The organism is Aeromonas sp. ASNIH2 (assembly GCF_002934795.1).
Lineage (GTDB): Bacteria > Pseudomonadota > Gammaproteobacteria > Enterobacterales > Aeromonadaceae > Aeromonas > Aeromonas caviae.
Genome location: NZ_CP026406.1, coordinates 2,877,441 through 2,896,724, shown reverse-complemented (window position 1 = coordinate 2,896,724; position 19,284 = coordinate 2,877,441). Strand labels below are relative to the sequence as shown.

Annotated in this window: 18 protein-coding genes and 2 pseudogenes; 5 read left to right on the top strand and 15 right to left on the bottom strand. The window is 58.4% G+C overall.

From position 1 onward, the window contains the following. Positions 1–171: 171 nt before the first annotated feature. Both C3F36_RS13815 and C3F36_RS13810 read left to right on the top strand, forming a co-directional pair. Entirely contained in the window at positions 172–1,395 is a 1,224-nt protein-coding gene (locus C3F36_RS13815) for an Nramp family divalent metal transporter (RefSeq protein ID WP_104455248.1), read from the top strand. A 100-nt stretch (positions 1,396–1,495) separates the two neighbouring features. Continuing rightward, a complete protein-coding gene (locus C3F36_RS13810; RefSeq protein ID WP_104455247.1) occupies positions 1,496–2,344 on the top strand; it encodes a hypothetical protein in 849 nt (282 codons plus the stop codon). Positions 2,345–2,531: 187 nt separating this feature from the next. On the opposite strand, the gene C3F36_RS13805 is transcribed toward C3F36_RS13810, so the two are convergent. The 4 genes from C3F36_RS13805 to rnr form a co-directional block, all read right to left on the bottom strand. Next, on the bottom strand, positions 2,532–2,987 hold the full coding sequence (locus C3F36_RS13805; RefSeq protein ID WP_049636452.1) for a GNAT family N-acetyltransferase: 456 nt from the start codon (positions 2,985–2,987) through the stop codon (positions 2,532–2,534). Between the two features lie 151 nt (positions 2,988–3,138). Then, positions 3,139–3,708: a Crp/Fnr family transcriptional regulator gene (locus C3F36_RS13800; RefSeq protein ID WP_103260838.1), complete on the bottom strand. Its 570-nt coding sequence runs from the start codon at positions 3,706–3,708 to the stop codon at positions 3,139–3,141. A 7-nt stretch (positions 3,709–3,715) separates the two neighbouring features. Next, positions 3,716–4,465, bottom strand: coding sequence for a 23S rRNA (guanosine(2251)-2'-O)-methyltransferase RlmB (gene rlmB / locus C3F36_RS13795; protein WP_041214488.1), 750 nt, complete (start codon positions 4,463–4,465; stop codon positions 3,716–3,718). Then, on the bottom strand, positions 4,462–6,855 hold the full coding sequence (gene rnr, locus C3F36_RS13790; RefSeq protein WP_103260839.1) for a ribonuclease R: 2,394 nt from the start codon (positions 6,853–6,855) through the stop codon (positions 4,462–4,464). Before rnr ends, rlmB begins: the two co-directional genes overlap by 4 nt. 133 nt (positions 6,856–6,988) lie before the next feature. On the opposite strand from rnr, the gene C3F36_RS13785 reads away from it, so the two are divergent. Beyond that, the gene (locus tag C3F36_RS13785) at positions 6,989–8,011 is read left to right on the top strand and encodes a GGDEF domain-containing protein (protein WP_199769597.1); all 1,023 of its coding nucleotides are present in this window, start codon (positions 6,989–6,991) and stop codon (positions 8,009–8,011) included. Positions 8,012–8,072: 61 nt separating this feature from the next. On the opposite strand, the gene luxS is transcribed toward C3F36_RS13785, so the two are convergent. From luxS to C3F36_RS13765, 4 genes are read right to left on the bottom strand one after another with little or no spacing between them, the layout of a single operon-like run. Next, positions 8,073–8,582 (bottom strand): S-ribosylhomocysteine lyase, encoded by a 510-nt coding sequence (luxS, locus tag C3F36_RS13780; RefSeq protein ID WP_010673112.1) that lies wholly within the window; start codon positions 8,580–8,582, stop codon positions 8,073–8,075. An 18-nt stretch (positions 8,583–8,600) separates the two neighbouring features. After that, a complete protein-coding gene (locus C3F36_RS13775; RefSeq protein WP_042014883.1) occupies positions 8,601–9,203 on the bottom strand; it encodes a transglycosylase SLT domain-containing protein in 603 nt (200 codons plus the stop codon). Between the two features lie 46 nt (positions 9,204–9,249). Further along, complete coding sequence (gene glnB, locus C3F36_RS13770) at positions 9,250–9,588, bottom strand: nitrogen regulatory protein P-II (RefSeq protein WP_005308848.1); 339 nt, start codon at positions 9,586–9,588, stop codon at positions 9,250–9,252. Between the two features lie 9 nt (positions 9,589–9,597). Continuing rightward, positions 9,598–11,220: an NAD+ synthase gene (locus C3F36_RS13765; RefSeq protein ID WP_104455246.1), complete on the bottom strand. Its 1,623-nt coding sequence runs from the start codon at positions 11,218–11,220 to the stop codon at positions 9,598–9,600. A 137-nt stretch (positions 11,221–11,357) separates the two neighbouring features. On the opposite strand from C3F36_RS13765, the gene C3F36_RS13760 reads away from it, so the two are divergent. Then, positions 11,358–11,861 (top strand): GspH/FimT family pseudopilin, encoded by a 504-nt coding sequence (locus tag C3F36_RS13760; RefSeq protein ID WP_010673109.1) that lies wholly within the window; start codon positions 11,358–11,360, stop codon positions 11,859–11,861. A 13-nt stretch (positions 11,862–11,874) separates the two neighbouring features. On the opposite strand, the gene C3F36_RS13755 is transcribed toward C3F36_RS13760, so the two are convergent. The 3 genes and pseudogenes from C3F36_RS13755 to C3F36_RS24175 form a co-directional block, all read right to left on the bottom strand. Continuing rightward, the gene (locus C3F36_RS13755) at positions 11,875–12,159 is read right to left on the bottom strand and encodes a TapY2 family type IVa secretion system protein (protein ID WP_041210962.1); all 285 of its coding nucleotides are present in this window, start codon (positions 12,157–12,159) and stop codon (positions 11,875–11,877) included. Continuing rightward, positions 12,156–15,731 carry a pilus assembly protein gene (locus tag C3F36_RS13750; protein WP_442778392.1) on the bottom strand — a complete coding sequence of 1,192 codons (3,576 nt, stop codon included), beginning with the start codon at positions 15,729–15,731 and terminating at the stop codon, positions 12,156–12,158. The genes C3F36_RS13755 and C3F36_RS13750 overlap by 4 nt, the downstream gene beginning before the upstream one ends. Positions 15,732–15,742: 11 nt before the next feature. Beyond that, positions 15,743–15,856, bottom strand: a pseudogene (locus tag C3F36_RS24175) (type IVa pilus pseudopilin TppD); the annotation flags it as partial. Positions 15,857–15,924: 68 nt separating this feature from the next. Here C3F36_RS24175 and C3F36_RS13745 point away from each other — a divergent pair. Beyond that, positions 15,925–16,875 (top strand): IS1595-like element ISKpn3 family transposase, encoded by a 951-nt coding sequence (locus C3F36_RS13745; RefSeq protein ID WP_043851557.1) that lies wholly within the window; start codon positions 15,925–15,927, stop codon positions 16,873–16,875. Here the strand turns inward: C3F36_RS13745 and C3F36_RS13740 are convergent. From C3F36_RS13740 to tppA, 4 genes and pseudogenes are all read right to left on the bottom strand, one after another. Then, positions 16,872–17,225, bottom strand: a pseudogene (locus tag C3F36_RS13740) (pilus assembly PilX family protein); the annotation flags it as partial. The gene C3F36_RS13745 and the pseudogene C3F36_RS13740 overlap by 4 nt on opposite strands. Then, positions 17,222–18,223 (bottom strand): PilW family protein, encoded by a 1,002-nt coding sequence (locus tag C3F36_RS13735; RefSeq protein WP_104455244.1) that lies wholly within the window; start codon positions 18,221–18,223, stop codon positions 17,222–17,224. The pseudogene C3F36_RS13740 and the gene C3F36_RS13735, both read right to left, overlap by 4 nt. Beyond that, a complete protein-coding gene (gene pilV, locus C3F36_RS13730) occupies positions 18,220–18,783 on the bottom strand; it encodes a type IV pilus modification protein PilV (protein ID WP_029313786.1) in 564 nt (187 codons plus the stop codon). The genes C3F36_RS13735 and pilV overlap by 4 nt, the downstream gene beginning before the upstream one ends. A 3-nt stretch (positions 18,784–18,786) precedes the next feature. After that, positions 18,787–19,194, bottom strand: a complete 408-nt coding sequence (gene tppA / locus C3F36_RS13725; RefSeq protein WP_010673103.1) for a type IVa pilus pseudopilin TppA — start codon at positions 19,192–19,194, stop codon at positions 18,787–18,789. Positions 19,195–19,284: the final 90 nt, after the last annotated feature.

The window sequence follows — 19,284 nt, the reverse complement described above, 5'->3', positions numbered from 1 at the left end:
TAGTGATGTTTAGACGCTGCTTTCTAGGGCGGCGTATTGTACGAAATCACCTCTCCCACTGCAACTGGCGAAGCAAGATGTTTTTCTCGATGAGCCCGATACAAAACTTTAATTGATAACAATTATCATTTAGATCCATACTCTCCTCATATCCCCACGGAGGATGACAGTATGCAACCTGCGCTCACCACGGCCATCCCGGCCCGCAAATTCAAGCTGACCCTGCTCGGCCCCGCCTTCATCGCCGCCATCGGTTATATCGACCCGGGCAATTTTGCGACCAATATCCAGGCCGGCTCCACCTTCGGCTATCAACTGCTGTGGGTAGTGGTGTGGGCCAACCTGATGGCCATGCTGGTGCAGACCCTCTCGGCCAAGCTCGGTATCGTCACTGGCAAGAACCTGGCGGAACACATTCGTGATCGTCTGCCCAGGCCCGCAGTCTGGGCCTATTGGGTGCAGGCCGAGATCATCGCCATGGCCACCGATCTCGCCGAGTTCATCGGCGCTGCGGTCGGCTTCAAGCTGCTGCTCGGCATCACCCTGCTGGAAGGGGCCTGCATCACCGCCGTGGTCACCTGGGGGATCCTGATGCTTCAATCCCGCGGCCAGAAGCCGCTGGAGTTCGTGGTGGGGGGCCTGCTGCTGTTCGTGACCGCCGCCTACATCGTCGAGCTGATCTTCTCGCGCCCCCACCTGCCGAATCTGCTGGAAGGGGCACTCTTCCCCGGCCTCCCCAATGGTGATGCTGTCTATCTTGCCGCCGGCGTGCTTGGTGCCACCGTGATGCCCCATGTCATCTATCTCCACTCGGCCCTGACCCAGCACACCCAGGAGCAGGGCACGGTGACCCAGCGACTGCACAGCACCCGGGTCGACGTGGCCATCGCCATGACCATCGCCGGCTTCGTCAACCTGGCCATGATGGCCATGGCGGCTGCCGCCTTCCACAGCTCCGGCAACCAACAGGTGGCCGAGCTGGAATCGGCCTACCAAACCCTCACGCCCCTGCTGGGCCCGGCAGCCGCCACCCTGTTCGGCCTCTCCCTGGTCGCCTCCGGTATCTCCTCCACCGTGGTGGGGACGCTGGCGGGACAAGTGGTGATGCAGGGCTTCGTGCGCTTCACCATTCCGCTCTGGCTGCGCCGAGCCATCACCATGGCCCCCGCCTTCGTGGTGATCGCCATGGGCCTCAACACCACTGAAATCCTGGTGTTGAGCCAGGTAGTGCTGAGCTTCGGCATCGCCCTCGCTCTCATTCCGCTGCTGATCCTGACCGGTGATCGCGCCCTGATGGGGGCACATCGCAATCACCCCGTCACCCAGGCCGTGGGGCGCCTCATCGTCGCCCTGGTGATCGGCCTCAATGCCTATCTGCTGGTCACCACCCTCTAACGCCATCTTGAGGCTCATTGACCCGGGTTGATAAGCCTCTTCGCACTTTCGCGTATGCTGCCTCTTTCCCTTCTCATCATCTCGTTGCGGGAGCCCTGCCATGGAACATACCCGAGCCAGCTTCGTACTGGGCCACCATCAGGAACAGGCCAGCGTCGTCTGTTGCAAACAGGGGGATCCGACCCTGCTGGTCACCGACCTCACCCCCTTTCATCCCCAGAGCCACCTCTGGCCCGATCAACCCGGTGACGTGGGCACTGTGCGCTGGGAAGGGGGGGAAGCGGCCGTGGGCCCCTGCCGCATGGGCGCCATCAGTCCCGAGGGCGAGCTGTTCGTGGATACGGAGATTCCGGTCAAGCGGGGGGCGGATGGGTGGGCTTTCGTGGTGGTGCATCCCCTCGCCGGTTCCCATCACCTTGCCATTGGCTCGCCTGTGGAACTGACAGTGGATGCCGAGGCACGCCATGCCCTGAGCCTGGGCCACAGCGCCTGCCACCTGGTGGCACTGGCCCTCAATCGGGCGCTCACGCCCTATTGGCGAAAGGAGACGAGCGAGCTGGACGCTCTCGGGCAGCCGGATTTCGACCGCCTCGCCATCCAGCACTCCCGGGTCGAGCCCAGAGGATCAAAGGAGCAGTACCGGATCGGCAAGAGCCTTCGGAAAAAGGGAATCAACAGCGAGGCATTGCTGGCCGACCTCGACAGGATAGCGCTCCAGGTCAACGAGCAGCTGATGCGCTGGCTCAAAGAGGGAGGCGAGATCCGCCGCAGCCGGGCCGGTGATGCCATCATCGATTCCCGCTACTGGCATGGCATGGTGGACGGTCGGGAGATCACCATTCCCTGTGGCGGCACCCATGTGGGCAGTCTGACCGAGTTGGGCCAGGTTCAGGTGACGCTGGCCTCCAGTGAAGAGGGATTTACCCTCACCACCCGGGTCACCCCCTGAACCACCCCAGCCCTCCTGATGCCGCACCGCCCCGACCGGGGCGGTGTCCCGACAGAGAGACCGCAGGCAGATCAGCGCGGCGATATCTCACCCCGGACTGACGACCACATGACCACGGGGTAGCAAAAAACCATGCGATGCACCACGGATGAGGGGCCACTTGCCCCTTTCCTGGCGCCTGACGATGTCAGGCAGGCTCCCTTCGCATCCCCATGTGAGGGATGTCATCTTCCAGATACCCTTCCCCTTCGGCCACGAAACCATGCTGGCCGTAAAAACCTTGCAGGTGGGCCTGTGCACCGAGCCAGATGCTGTGTGCAGGCCAGCGTGCCTCGCACTCTCTGACCGCTTGCGCCAGCAGGCGGTGACCCAGTCCGCCCCCCCGCGACGTGGGAGAGGTGACCACGCGGCCGATGGCGGCGCCGCTGTCATCACCAATGCCGGGTGCCATGATGCGGGCATAGGCCGCCAGGTGATCCCCCTCACGACCGAGCAGATGCAACACGCCGTCACGGCGATCCAGCCCGTCCAGATCCTGGAAGGGACAGGTCTGCTCCACCACGAACACCTCGGCGCGCAGGGCAAGCAGCTCATACAATTCATCCGTGGTCAGCTCGGACCAGGATTTCATACTCCAGTTCATGAATGACTCCTGTTTAATGGGGTCTGACAGCATAATCTTGCTCCCGACGAGGGGCATTAACCTTGGTTAAGTTGGCCCCCTTCTCATCCAATGCGGACATGGCCGGCAAAGAGCCGATCTCTGCCCAGGTTCATCGGCAACCCCTTCTGGCTCAACCCTGATCGCGCGTTTTCAGCCGCCTGCGGATGCGGCTCAGGCTGATGGGGGTGATCCCCAGATAGGCGGCAATCTGGTGATCCGGGACCCTGGCATCCAGCGCGGGGAAGCTTCGCAGAAAATGCTGATAGCGCGCCTCTGGGCCCCCGGTCAGCCGCAACAGCTCTTTCTCCTCCTTGATGCGCAGTTGCACTTCAAGGAGATGGTGATACCAGGCGGGCCAGCAAGGGAGTCGGCGCAGATCCGCCAGCGGAAGAAGCTGCAGTCGGCAAGGCTCCAGCGCCTCCACGCTGTAGCGGGCGGGCTCACCACTGAGCAGGTGGTGGAAGTCGATAAACTCGTCCCCCTCCCAATAGAACTCCTTGATGTACTCGCGGCCATCCGCCAGCACCACCTTGGCCCGCAGCAACCCCTCCTCCACCCTGACCAGCAGCGCCGGACTGTCACCGGCATGCCAGAGGCAGGTGCGAGGGGGCAAGGTCAGGGAGCGGACAAAAGAGAGGAGGCGCTCGGCCTCCTGCTCATCTGCAACCCGTTCCCAGACAAAGGGGGGTCTGTCGGTCATCGTCTTGTCAGACGCGGCGCTGGCGCACGGCTTCGAACAGGCAGACACCGCTCGCCACCGAGACGTTGAGGCTGGATACCGCCCCCGCCATCGGGATGCTCACCAGCTCGTCGCAGTGCTCGCGGGTCAGGCGGCGCATCCCCTTGCCTTCGGCCCCCATCACCAGCGCCATGGGGCCGGTGAGTTTGGCCTGATAGAGATCGTGATCCGCCTCGCCGGCGGTGCCGACGATCCAGACGCCGCGCTCCTGCAGCTCGCGCAGGCTGCGGGCCAGGTTGGTGACCTGGATGAGCGGCACCACTTCGGCGGCGCCACAGGCGACCTTGCGCACCACGGACGTGAGGCCGGTGGCCTTGTCCCGCGGCACGATCACCGCATGCACCCCGGCCGCATCGGCACTGCGCAGACAGGCACCGAGATTGTGCGGATCGGTCACCCCGTCCAGTACCAGCAGGAAGGGCGCTGTCTCTTGCGCCGCCAGACCGTCCAGTAGGCTGGCCAGGTCATGCTCGGCCAGCTTGGGCGCTTCAATCACCTTGGCCATGATGCCCTGGTGATTGTTGCCTTCCGCCTTGTCATCCAGCGTCTTGCGGTTCACGCTCTGCACCCTGATACCGAGGGACTCCAGCTCGGCCAGCAGGGGATGCAGCCGCTCGTCATCGCGGCCCTTGAGAGCCCACACCTCGATGAAGCGCTCGGGGGTACGCTCCAGCAGCGCGGAGACGGCGTGAATGCCGTAGATCAGTTCAGTACTCATTTAGTGCTCTTGGCCTTGTCGCGAGCCTTTTTGCTCGGTCGTCTGTTGCTGGGCTTGGCACGGCCACCCTTGTCGGATTTACCGCTCTCCTTGCCCTCTTTGCGTTTCTCGTGGCGCTGGGCGCTCTTGGCCTTCTCTTTCTTGATCTCGGCCTGCTTGCGCGCCATCTCCTTGGCGTTCTTGCCGGTGGCCTTGAGGGGCTCTTCCACCATCACGAAGTCGATCTTGCGATCGTCCAGGTTCACGCCTATCACCTTGACCCGCACCTTGTCACCCAGACGATAGCGACGGCGGAAGTTCTCGCCGATCAGCTGCTGGTGCAGGGGGTCGAACTGGTAGTAGTCGTTGGTGAGGGTGCTGACGTGCACCAGACCGTCGATGTGGATCTCCGCCAGACGCACGAAGAAGCCAAAGCCGGTGACGCTGGCGATGACGCCGTCAAACTCGTCACCCACGTGATCCAGCATGTACTCGCACTTGAGCCAGTCTGCCACGTCGCGGGTGGCGTCATCAGCACGGCGCTCCGTCATGGAGCAGTGCTCGCCCATCGGGTCCACTTCTTCCAGCTGGTAGTGGTAGCCACCGCTCGGGGTCCACTTGTGGCGCAGGTTGCCCTGCTGCTCCTTGGCGGTCTGATACTTGATCGCCCGGTGCAGGATGAGATCCGGGTAGCGACGGATTGGCGAGGTGAAGTGCGCGTAGGACTTCAGGGCCAAACCGAAGTGACCGATGTTGTCGGCCTGATAGATGGCCTGACGCATGGAGCGCAGCAGCATGGTGGAGAGCAGTTCCGCATCCGGGCGCCCTTCGAATTTGGCGGCCAGGTCGGCAAAGTCCTTCGGCTCGGGCTCCAGGCCCCCCTTGAGCTCCAGACCCAGTTCGGCCAGGAAGTCGCGGAAACCGGTGAGACGCTCCTCGCCCGGGCGGTCGTGCACCCGGAACAGGGCGGCGGCCTCGTTCTTCTCGATGTAGCGGGCGGCCGCCACGTTCGCCTGGATCATGCACTCTTCGATGATCTTGTGGGCGTCATTGCGCACCAGCGGTACGATACGGTCGATCTTGCGCTGGGCGTTGAAGATGAAGCGGGTCTCCTCGCTTTCGAACTCCACCGCACCGCGTTGATGGCGGGCATGCTTGAGCGCCTTGTAGAGGTTGCTCAGTTCCTCGATGTGGCCCACCAGCGGATCATACTGCTGACGCAGCTTGGGATCCCCGTCCAGGATCGCCGCTACCTTGGTGTAGGTCAGGCGAGCGTGGGAGTTCATTACCGCTTCGTAGAACTTGTAGCCGGACATGCGGCCGGCGGCGGAGATGGTCATCTCGCACACCATGCAGAGCCGGTCGACCTGCGGGTTCAGGGAACACAGACCGTTGGAGAGCACCTCCGGCAGCATGGGCACCACGAACTCGGGGAAGTAGACCGAGTTGCCGCGCTGATAGGCTTCAGTGTCGAGGGCGGTGCCCGGCTTCACGTAGGCGGAGACGTCGGCGATGGCGACCCACAGGCGCCAGCCGCCACCGCGCTTGGCTTCACAGAAGACAGCGTCATCGAAGTCGCGGGCGTCTTCCCCGTCGATGGTCACCAGCGGCAGGGCGCGCAGGTCGATGCGACCCTCTTTGGCCTTCTCCGGCACCTGCTCACCGAGACCGGCGACCTCCTTGGTCACCTCTTCCGGCCAGGTGTGCGGAATGCCGTGGGTACGCAGGGCGATCTCGATCTCCATACCGGGCGCCATGTTCTCACCCAGGACTTCCAAGACGGTACCGACCGCATTGAAGCGGGCAGTGGCGCGCTGGTTGATGCGCACGACTACGACCTGGCTCTGGCGAGCCCCCTTGTTCTCCCCTTCCGGGATGATGATGTCCTGGCCGATGCGGCTGTCATCGGGTACCACGAAACCGACGCCGTTCTCGACGAAGTAACGACCGACGATGTCCGCCTCCCGGGATTTGAGCAGGCGCACCAGACGCGCTTCCTGACGACCCTTGCGATCGATCTCGGTCGGCTGCACCAGGGCATAGTCGCCATGCATCAGGCGCTGCATCTCGCGGTTGTTCAGGAAGAGATCCGCTCCACCACCCTCGGGGCGCAGAAAACCGAATCCATCTTTGTGGCCAAGCACATAGCCTTTGACCAGATTCAGGCGATCCGGCAGGGCGTAACATTGGTTGCGGGTGAACACGAGCTGCCCGTCGCGCTCCATGGCGCGCAGACGACGTCGCAAGGCTTCCAACGGCTCTTCATCGGTCAGCTTGAGGACCTTGGCCAGCTCTTCCCGGGACATGGGTTTCTCATGGCCCTTGATGAGCTCCAGCAGCATCTCGCGACTGGCGATGGGGTTTTCGTATTTTTCGGCCTCGCGTTGGAGGAAAGGATCTTTTTGAGACATAAGCAGGCCTTAGGGTAGGTAATAACGCAGACATTATATCGGAGGGGGGAGCTAATGGCATCCATCGACTGCCTTTTGGCCATTCTCTCTGTCATACTGGACACAGTTTGCAGGTATGTGAGACTCGGAACTCATGAGCAAGGACTCGTTCGCCCAATCTGCCGCCTATTTGAAACAGGCGGTTCCCCTGATGATCAAGTATCAAATTCCCACCACGCCGAACAACTATCACCTTTGGTACAGCTATGTCTCCGGCGACATGCCCGAACTCAACCATGCCGTCGATCAGGCGATAAAACAACAGGGGACCTTCTCCCTGACCACCTGTGAGCGTCTCTACCACCAGCACCTTGCGGCTCAGGACGAGCAGCAGATCGAGGCGATGAAACTCAACCTGGCGGCCATGGCCAGCGAGCTGAGTCACTCGATGCAGGATGCCATCTCCGATACCGGGCTGTTTCAGGAGATGCTCGACAAGAGTTTCGACAAGCTGAGCAAGATAGACGACGAGGGGCTCAGCCTGGAAGACACCATGGGGATCCTGCGGGATCTCGTGCGCGAGTCGCATGACGTACGCATGTCCACCCTCCACTTTCGCAACCAGCTCAGCAGCGCCGAGAAAGAGATAAAGGAGCTGAAACAGGCCCTGAACGAGACGAGGAAGCTGGCCACCGAGGACCCGCTCACGTCTCTGCTCAATCGACGCGCCTTCGATCTCGAGATGGACAGCCTCATTCGCAGCAAGCAGCCCTTCTCCCTGATCCTGACCGATATCGATCGCTTCAAGAACTTCAACGACGAATACGGACATCTGCTGGGGGACCAGGTGCTGCGCATCGTCGGCAAGCGGCTGCGAGAGGCCAGCAAGGAGGGCATAACCGCCTATCGCCTGGGGGGTGAGGAGTTTGCCCTCTTGGTGCCAAACCGCGCCCTGGCGCTGACCCGCCAGATGGCCGAGAGCCTGCGTCGCGTCATCGAGCGGATGTCGATTCTGGATCGCAAATCCGGGCGACGCATCGATCACATCACCGCCTCGTTCGGCGTGGGGGAATACACCCCTCAGGAGACGGCAGACACCCTGATCGAGCGTACCGACAAGCTGCTCTACAAGGCCAAGGAGCTGGGACGCAATCGGGTGATGCCACTGCCCTCCTGATCCCACCAGATGCAAAAAGGCCGGTCATTGACCGGCCTTTTTCATGCTTCCCTTCTCGGGATCAGAGGCTTTTCAGCTTCTCTTCCGGCAGGGCAAGCTCGTCATTGTGGTTGACACCGATACCGCGCTCCAGCACATGGCGGGCGATGGCATGGGCCTCTTCCAGCGAATGCATGCTGTAAGTACCGCACTGGTATTCGTTCAGCTCGGGGATCTTGCCCTGATCCTGCACGGTCAGCACGTCGCTCATGGCGGCCTGCCAGGCAGCGCCAACACGGGCTTCATCCGGCGCACCGATCAGGCTCATGTAGAAGCCGGTGCGGCAACCCATGGGAGAGATGTCGATGATCTCCACCCCATTCCCATTGAGATGGTCACGCATGAAGCCGGCAAACAGATGCTCCAGAGTATGGATGCCGCGCTCGGAGAGGATCTCCTCGTTCGGCACGCAGAAACGCAGGTCAAACACGGTGATGGTGTCCTTGTTCGGGGTCTGCATGGTCTTAGCCACCCGCACTGCCGGGGCGGCCATGCGGGTATGGTCGACGGTAAAACTGTCCAATAACGGCATTTCTGACTCCTGATTTGGTTACCAGAACCAGCCCCCGCTGGAGAGCTGATCCTTGCATTGTCGATACTGGGCACCGTAGCGCTGGGCACGGGCCTCCACCTTGCGGGAGACCTTCATCAGCCATCCCTTGCTGCGGTAGCTGCCACGTCGGTAGCCCCCCCAGCCTTCGTGATAATTGAGATACTGGCCATAGGCATCCCACTTGGACGTGCCGTTGAGCCGCTGTGCCTTGTGAGTGTACCAGCCCATGAAATCGATGGCGTCGGCAAAGTCGTCGCGATCGCTCCAGCCGTTGCCGGTTTCCCGCTGATAGTCGGCCCAGGTTTCGTCTTTCACCTGGGCATAGCCGTAGGCTGAACTGGCCCGCCCGGTGGGGATGAAGAGGAAATACTGCATCGGCGGCTGGGCATCATGCACGAAGGAAGATTCTTGGTACATCATGGCCATCACTACCTGGACAGGTGTCCCCCACTTCTCGTTCATCTTGAGCGCCGCCTCGTGCCACTCGGGTTTCTCCCGAAAGATCTGGCACAGGTTTTCCGGCTGGGCCGGCGGCCGGGTACTGCACGCGGTGAGCGCCATCAGGCACGCCGCCACGACCCCGATACGGTAAAACGACATCAGAGCGACAGACTCTTGCTGTTCATCACAGGGCACATCCACCACATCAGATCGCGTCTTCGTTCTCTTCACCAGTACGAATACGAATGACGCGCTCCACCTCGCAGACGAAGATCTTGCCATCACCGATCTTGCCGGTACGCGCTGTGTTCTGGATGGCTTCCAGGCAGGCATCGAGATCCTCGTCCTGCACCACCAGCTCCACCTTGACCTTGGGCAGGAAGTCGACCATGTACTCGGCACCGCGATAGAGCTCGGTATGCCCCTTCTGGCGGCCGAACCCCTTGACCTCGGACACTGTCATGCCGTTGATGCCGATCTCGGCCAGGGCCTCGCGCACATCGTCCAGCTTGAACGGTTTGATGATGGCTTCAATCTTCTTCATGGTGACTCCTTACCAGTTCTGTTTGCCGAACCCGGATGTGATGGGATAGCGGCGGTCCTTACCAAAGTTGCGAGCCGTGATGCGGGGGCCGACGGCGGCCTGACGGCGCTTGTATTCGTTGAGATCCACCAAGCGGATCACCTTGCGTACCACCGCCTCTTCGAAACCTTCCGCCACCATGTCGGCGACAGACGCATCCTCTTCCACGTAGCGCTTGAGGATGGCATCCAAGATGTCATAGGGGGGCAGGCTATCCTGGTCCACCTGATCCGGTGCCAGCTCGGCCGACGGGGGACGATCGATGACCCGCTGCGGGATCACGTACTCCACGCTGTTGCGATATTCGCACAGCTTGAAGACCAGGGTCTTGGGGACGTCCTTGAGCACATCAAAGCCACCCGCCATGTCGCCATACAGCGTGGCGTATCCCACGGCCATCTCGCTCTTGTTGCCAGTGGTCAGCACGATACGGCGGCGCTTGTTGGACAGCGCCATCAAGAGCACGCCGCGGCAGCGGGCCTGCAGGTTCTCTTCGGTGGTGTCGCGGGCGGAGCCTTCAAACAGAGGTGCCAGCTGGGTCATGAAGCCTTCGAACATGGGTTCGATGGAGATGATGTTGAACTCCACCCCCATCCGCTCGGCCTGCTCCTTGGCATCCTCCACGCTCATCTGGGCGGTGTAGCGGAACGGCATCATCACCGCCTGCACCTTTTCCGCCCCGATGGCATCGGCCGCAATGGCCAGGGTCAGCGCCGAGTCGATACCACCGGAGAGGCCCAGCACGGCGCCCTGAAAACCGTTCTTGGTGACATAGTCGCGCACCGCCAGCACCAGGGCCTGATAGGTCTCGGCCAACGGCTCCAGCGGCGCCGAGGGTTCCCGCTCCTTTACCGGCTGACCATCGGCAAAGCGCACCAGCGCCAGCTCTTCGGCAAATGGAGCAAGCTTGTGGGTCAGCTCGCCCTGGCTGTTGAACACCTTGGAGCAGCCGTCGAAGATCAGCTCGTCCTGGCCGCATACCTGGTTGAGGTAGATGAGCGGCAGGCCGGTCTGATCGCAGCGTTCCGCCATCAGCTCGCGGCGGATCCAGGGTTTTTCCTGATCATAAGGAGAGGCATTGATGGTGAGCAGCAGCTCGGCCCCCGCCGCCTTGGCGGCCAGCGCCGGACCCGGCTGCCAGAGATCTTCGCAGATGAGCAAACCCAGCTGATGGCCACGGAACGGCACCACACAGGTATCGGTCGCCGCAGTGAAGTAGCGCTTCTCGTCGAACACCCCGTAGTTGGGCAAGTCCTGTTTGAAATAACGTGCCCGCAGTTGCCCGCGCTCATAGAGAGACGCCGTATTGTAAAGCGCCCCCTCTTCGCGCCAGGGATGGCCCACCAGAATGGCACATTGGCCCTGCCATGCCGCGATGCGGGACAGCGCGGCCTCGACCCGGACCATCAGGTCGGCGCGCAGCAGCAGATCCTCAGGCGGGTATCCTGTCAGGGCCAGCTCGGAGCAAACCAGCAGATCGGCCCCTTGCTGATCGGCATGGGCTGCTGCCGCCAGTACCTTGTCACAGTTATCTTCGATGGCGCCTACCGTCAGATTTAACTGGGCAAGCATCAGAGAGAGGGCTTTTGCCATGGCGATGCATCTTGAATTCGAAAATGATGGGGAATGATAAAGAAAAGGCGCTGGCTGTGCCAGCTCAACACTTGGGCTTTGCGCTGGTGTTCTGGCTGTCTGGAGATAAGATGTAACTAATCGAGGGAGATATTGCCATGATCAAGGACGAGAAAGGATTCACCCTGCTGGAACTGATGATTGCCGTCAGTCTGGGGGTCATCTTGCTTGGCATTGGTGCACCGGCCATGTCGAGCCTGCTCAATGAGAATGCCTTGAAATTTGAATCTCGCACACTCTTGAAATATCTGCGTTTTGCTCGTAGCCAAGCCATCGACAACCAGCAATCTGTCACTGTGTGCCTTGCCAATGCCAGTGACAATTGTGTCACCGCCAATCCGACCCAATTCCTCGTGTTCGTCGACGGTAATGGCAATGACATTTTCAATAACGGTGAGCAGATCCTGGCAAGAAGCCCTCAGCTATCTGACTCGCTGACTGCTGCAAACAATCGAACTTCCACTACCTTCAGCCCTGATGGCACCAGCCTGGGTACCAATGCCACCATCACGCTGTGTCGTTCAGGAAATGCCCAGATAAATCTGGTCATCTCTCCCTCCGGCCGCACCACCCAATCTACCCAGGCAAATATCTGCCTCTGAATGAAGTCCTTCGCTATCGCAGTTGACGGGCATCCTGTTGCTGACCCTCTTTTGACTGGAAATTTTCCTCCGCAGTGCGGCATTCCAGGATTTTCTTCACAGGCTGTACCGCACCATCCACCTCGTATCCTCTTTGTTTGAATTTATCCTGCACCGCCTTTGGCGTGTTGTCTGCCACAGTACCGTGCAGAACAACCTTCTGGCCGTTAACCAGCTCGACATAACATTTTATGTCATCTGCCAAGACGGACCCGGATAACAAGAGACACAAACCCAACACCCCGCTGCGTGTTTTCATTGCGCCTCTCCTTCGTAGAGGTAAATTTTCTTGGGCGACATATCCATCTCAGCCTCCTCTGCCCCCTGGTTGCACTCTCCCGCTCCGGTACAACGCTCTGGCTCGCCATCCCCTTCATCTTTCAGGATGACCTCTTCCCCGACACCACCTCCAATAATGCGGATCTTGGCATCGTCTCCTGCATGCACCACCAAATCGTCGGCAACCTTGTTCTGTACTTCGACATAACGCTCAGGTGTCTGGTTGCCTTCAAGATCAACCACATAACGGAAGGAACTGCCATAATGCATGTCTACCATGTATTGCCGTGCAGCCCCGATGGATTGAATGGTGCATTGCTGGAACGACTGCACTTGCGGCAGGAACGAGGTGAAGTAAAGCTTGCCCTGAAGTACGACCCCGGCCCCCATGGATTTCTCACCCGGTTCGTTCAACCAATTGACCCACCCTTTGGCAGTGGTAATTCCCGCCTTGGTCGCCAATATTCCATCCGTGTTTGTCTGGGCAGACAAAGGATCAGAGGTCACATCATAAAGGTCAGTAATCAAAATGGGGCTTCTCGCCAGCGCATTGGCGGCACGCGGCACGACATCGTAATCACGCAACATGAAATAGCCATTGCGGACAGTCGCTTCCGATGAGGGGCGATTGCGGTCTCCACTCCCAATCAGCACTGCATCAAAGGGACGATCCTGATAGGAATAGACCACATTCCCTCCCACAACGGTGCGAGTGACCTGCTTGTTGATGGTACGCACCACGATAGGCTGGGTGAAGAAACGGCGATCATCGGCTTGAGTGACATCCGACCCCAGGCTGGCAAATTTGAAGACGCGCCAGTCAGATTTGTTGGTGCCAGGGAGATCCATGCGCCAGATATTGCCCCCCGTATCACCCACATAGATGCGATCGACTTTGCCATCACCATCGCTGTCAAGCGTAGCTACCGATCCGGGCATGCTGTCGGTCATCTCCGTGACCCTGAGGTTGCTGGTTGAAGTCGCTGCTGGGGTCGCACTGAATATCAGCGCCCCTGTATCGGCATTGACGATGTAGATACCTCTGCCCATGCTGTCACTGGTTCCCAATCCCAGCACGCTCTTGTTCACGTCATAACCGCCAGCAAAAAAAAGCACGGGATCACTGACTCCCGGCACAAACGCGACTTCCGGCACCGACCAGGTCAGCCCCAGCTCACCAAAACCAGTCGTCAGACTGTTCAGACGCCATTTCAGTGTCGGCGTATCCGGGCTGGAAACGTTGAATGCATAATAGGCTTTGCCGCCGCTCCTCAAGCCGGTGAATACCCAGACAAAATCGCTCTCCGAGGATTTCAGCACCCCGTTGCGATTGGCATCTTTGATAAGGGCCACCGGAGAAGAGTCAACACCGTAGATATGTTCGGCTGATTCCGCATTGAGACGCAGCGCCTTCTGATTGGCCATGAACTCATAAGGTATCGCCGCCCAGCTTTCGTCTATGGTGCTCCCCATGTCCTTGAACATATGCAGGAAACCGGCATTGGTCCCAAACAGAATACGCAAGTCCGGTGCATCCGTCGGGTTACCGGATTGCGGGCCATAGTTCAGCACCAGGGGACGGGAGTGCAGGGGGTCACCCATGATATGGGCGCGGATCAGGGTTGATGTATCAAAGTCCTCATCGTCGACATCCAACCCCTTGGTCCAGTTGATCAGGGAATCGAGTTCAGTCGTCGTAACTGCCTGCATGAAGGTCATGAGCGCGGCTTCACTGCCAGCCTGCGTTACCAGATTTGCCTTGGTCAGCTGATCGAGACGGTTCTGGGCATTGTTGATGACATAGAGGCTGCGGTTGCTTTTCCCCGCCAACATCTCTTGCGCCCCACCTTCGGCCACAACGTTCCCGTCACGGCCGGATGACCAGAAAGTCTGGGCACTGTCGATGATGGTGCCATCAAACTTGATAGCAGGCAGTCCCCGGCTGTCAGCCACATAACCGTCAGGAGAAAAGATCAGTTTTTTCAGATTGCCCCGCCATCTGGGACCATCATCCGGCTCAAACATGGCGTAATAGATGTTGTTGAGACTGCGTGTCCGGTCAAAGTTGTTGCTGGCAATGGCGGGGGACACCAGCGAGGTATTGATCCGCAGGATCGCTAGCAGCGATGCCTTCAACGCATCACTCAAGGCAGAGGCGTTGGTTGCCGGATAATAAACGCCGCCACCACGACGGGCAGTTTCAGCAAGCAAATTACCGGCCCCGCTTATCGCCTCGTCACCAAACCCGACGGTAAAGGTCGTGACTGTCTGGGTACCAGGGGAAACGGCATTCACATCCTTGTGTTTCATATAACCCGCCAATGCGGCCAGATAGCTGCTGGACCTGTTCCCTGACCCATAAGTAACGGTAGTGCCATAAGCCGCTTTTTCATCGCTGGACAATGTATTTATCAATCCCTGGACAAAGGTATTGGCATCCCCATCCTGAGTCGGCTCTCCATCGGTGATGTATATGACGTAACCGTTGTTTGAGCAGTTGTCATAGGGGGCTTGATAGGTACCTGTTGGGCTTTCGGCGGTCGTATCTCTCGTGCCTCCTTGCAAGCCATAAACAACGCTTCGTCCCCCGAAGAAGCGATACGCCTCACTCAACGTCTCGCATAATGGTGTGTTGGTACTGGCAGTCAGTCCTTCGACCCTGTCGAGCAGGTCTTGTTCTCCGGTCTTGCCATTCGACAACGTGATCTCGCTACCCAGAATATCCCGGACAACTCTGCCGCCATTGGTACTGCTACTGTCATTCCTGTTGAAAATAGCCAGACCAAAATCAACCCCGGGGGCAGATGATATCAATCCTTTGACTGCATCTTTGGCAATACGCAGCCGGGATTCTATAGAATAACCCGTAGGCCCGTAATACCACCTGATATAGTTGGCAGAATAAAGCACCACGGCCGTATTGCTGGCATTAACAGAGTCTCTTGTTGCCGCTGTATAAAACCATGAGCCTTGATTATTGCTGGTTTTATTGACCGGATACCCGGTGCCAACACTCCAAGTACCTGTGTATGGGTTGGCAGGGTTATCTGCGGTCACATCCTGCTTGCAATCGACCAAGTCGATGTTGTTTTCCTGATAACCACTAATTGAATACCAGCTTCCCCTCCCTCTCCCGGGAGGGTTGCCACTTGTCACTTCATAAGTCCAGACTTGCGACTGAAAATAACCGATACTTGCAAGAGGTCCCTTGGAGGTGGCACAAGCGTTCAGTTTGTCGGAGAAACGCTTGTTGCTATTAATAGCGGGAATGCTCCCATCGGTTGAAAAATAGATATATCGTTTAGTATTGCTTGTGTCGGGATCATTGCTCAAGGCTGGATAGACAGTCGCTGGATTATAAGCTTCCTTTATCTGTTCCATGGTGTCAGCCATACTGCCGGAGTTATCAAATATCAACAGCACTTTAGGTCTGAAATCACCAGCCTTATTAAAGTCGTATATAAAAAGCTCGGTGTCATCGGCTCGTGTTGACGTCATGCCAAAAACAAGACTGCACCAGCATAAAATTGAACCGAATCGTTGTAACCACATATCCTTCGCTCCTATTTTGTGAGCAGTGGCTGTTCCACACCCGCAGTCCAGGTCAGCGGGCGAGAATATTTTCCATAATTGACACCGGCCTGTAGCTCGACATATTTGCATACAGGAACCTGATTACCCATGATTAGCAGTCAGTTACCACGAACTATACTGATCTTACGTACAGTTATCGAGGTGCGAGATCATGGCCAAAAGCAAAATCCAATTCCAGAAAGGCTACAGCCTGTTTGAGTTTCTCAAGGACTATGGCACTGAGGCTCAGTGCGAAAACGCGCTGTTCACTTGGCGTTTTCCTAACGGCTTTGTCTGCCCTGAATGTGCCAACAAGACCTGTTGTCGCCTGAGAAGGCGGCCACGTGTGTGGCAATGCAATCACTGCCGTCACCAGATGTCATTGACTGGAAACACGATTTTCGCAAACACCAAGCTCCCACTGACCAAGTGGTTTCTGGCAATGCACCTGTTGTCACAAACCAAAACAGGCTTGTCAGCGATGGAGCTAAAGCGCCAGTTGGGCGTCAAATATGACACCGCCTGGATGCTCAAGCACAAGCTGCTGCAAGCCATGAAAGAGTCCGATGACAAGCAGCCCATCAGCGGCATCATTCAGCTCGATGATGTCTACTGGGGTGGCGAGCGCCGTGGTGGCAAACGGGGTCGGGGCGCGGCAGGCAAGACGCCGTTTGTGGCAGCAGTGGCCCTGAACAAGGAAGGACATCCAATCAAGATGCGGATGACGGTGGTCGATGGTTTCAAAACCAAGTCCGTTGCTGATTGGGCAAAACGGCATATTGCCAGTGGTAGCGCGGTGATATCCGATGGATTGGCCTGTTTCAAAGCGGTCAAGGAGGCCAATTGTGAGCACCTGGGAGTTGTCACCGGGGGCAACCTGGACTGGCTGGATCATCCGGCATTCAACTGGGTAAACACGATGATAGGAAATGTGAAAAACTCGCTGCGGGGCAGTTGCCATACGCTCGGAGCGAAGCATTTACCAAGGCATCTTGCGGAATACTGCTTCCGGTTTAATCATCGTTTTGACCTCAATAGCATGTTGGTAGAATTGGGGCATGCAGTCGTGGCAAGCCCTCCGATGCCATATCGGCTCTTGAAGCTGGCTGAGGGTCATGGGTAATCAGGTACAGGAATCACATTGCTGCTGCTGGCATCCACCTTGCGTTTGCAGACAGTTTCCGTGCGATTGGTGAGGGCCACACTGGCTGAATTATTGCTGCTATTGACACTGATGGCAGCACTAGCCCCCAGAGCAGACCCCATGCCTGCAATCACCGTCGATATGTTATTGCTCTGTACCGCCGCTTCGATGATGCCTTCCAGTCTGTGTTCTGCCTGCCTGAAATTGGCCGCAGAGCCTGCCATCTTGAGATCCTGCCCGGAGGACTGCATCACCACCACGGCGATCAGCGTCAGAGGTACCAGGATGATCAGAGCGACGATCAGGGCAACGCCATGCTGAGACCTCATGAACCACCTCCAGTCATAACCACCGGGTTGCGCAGCGACACGCTGCTCTCCAGCAGCAAACGACGAAATCCATCCCCATTGCCTGATACGCTGGTACTGCCTACCTGATAGATGTTGTTGTTCACATAGCTGCTGGATGCTTGCGACGACCGCACCAGAATAAAGACACGGGCAGCAACGACACGCCCTTCGCTCCATTCCTGCTCGGTCACGTTTGTAGACGCGACATAGCGATCAATGACCCCATCGGCAACAGGAGTGTCGTCAACACCAAACAGCACCGTCATGCGCTCAATCCCTTCCGCCATGGGGCCTCCGATCAGAACCGAGCCCCCATTGGCAGTCAGGTAACGCTTTCTCAGCTCCGGGTTGCCTGAGGCATTGGGAGCGAGATAATAGATAAAGTGCTGGTATTCCCAGAGCTGACGAGCCGGCATATCTGTCATCGTGGGCACTGTTTCTCCCCCTTTGAACATCAGCGCCGCTTGCGTCGTAGTAGCAAGATAGAAGCGATTGCCAGTAGCTGCGGCATCGGCCAGGGGCTGCCCAATCAATCGCTTGATGCTGATGACATCCGTATTGGCAACACGTGACGTCACGGGAATACAGGCAAAAGCCCCCCCGTTAATCGCCCTGTTGTTGTCCACCCGCGCGACCCAGACCCCCCGATTTGTTCCCACGCTGGGCGGCAAGCTGCCACGCCCCAAATTGTCCAGACAATCGTTCGCCGAAAGCACCGCAGACCCGCTGCTGAGAGTCACGCCTTGCCCCGTTGCCATGGGGGAACCGGTGTAGTCCCCCCAGAAGCCCGCCCACTTCAGGTCCTGTGTCACCAGACGCATCGCAATACGCCCGTTCTCCTGCAACTCGCTCTGATCGAAAGCATCCTCCGTTGTGGCACGGGAAGCCACGAAGATGCTCAAGCCGCCACCGACCAGAAATACGCCGATCAACATGGCAATCAACCATTCAATCAGGGTGAAGCCGCGGGCATTCATAGTGTGGTCGTCAGTACGAACTGACGCCTCTGTCTGTCTGCCGCATTGCCCAACCCACAACTGTTGCGCACCGCGGCCACTGCACCTGCACCATCGGACAAAGACTCCCGCCCCTGCCAGAAGATCCCTATGGTCAAACTGTTGTTGGCGCCACGGATCACGCAGCCGACCGGAGATTGCAGAGGTGACGCGGCACCGGATACTGCGGTTCCCAGCAGGGACTGCTGCCAGTAGAAGAGGTCCAGTGCCTGCCGCTCTGTCCTGCTGCAATCCGACATGGTGCCATTGTTGTTGGCACAGCTCGGCATATCCAGGATCGCGTTGCCGGATACCACTGTCGTTCCCTGACCAGCCCAGCTGTCTTTGTTGATCCTGGCGCGTTCGACCAGATCATTGGCTAGCCAGTTGGCGATGGTGCGCTGACGCGCTTCGTAGCTGGAAAACTTGGCGGTGACCTGCATGGCAACCAATCCCAGCAAGCCGAAGGAGAGCACCACGGCCGCAATCATCACCTCCAGCAGGCTGAATCCCCTCGTGTGTCGATGGTGCAGTGGTTTCATCGCCTAGTCCCAGCAAGCATTGTTGACGGTATCTCCGAGCCGGGTGGCACTCCGGGTGCCATCCTGGTTGATGGAGAAAATGATGCAGTCGCTGTCTGACCCTTGCGCACCAGAGGCCGTGGCAAACAAGATGTATGTATTGACCCCGGCCGAGATGACCAGGTGATAGAAGCCGGATTCGGAGTTCTCCGAGATATTTAAGTCGGCTGCGGATGAGGTATACCGATTGAAATCCATAAAATAGGTTTCTTGTCTGTTGGCGGCGTCCAACAGCATTTTTTTGGCATCAATTCGGTGGCTGGACAGCAGGTAACGCTGATAGGAGGGATAGGCAATAGTGCCAAGAATCGCCACGATTGCGACGACAATCATCAATTCAATGAGAGAAAAGCCTCGATAGAACCCAATCATATCCCATCCTTGGTGACTGGCGGTTCATATAGTCTAATGCCGGATAGGTCGCAACGACAAATCCGGCATCAGGAACATAACTCTTTATTC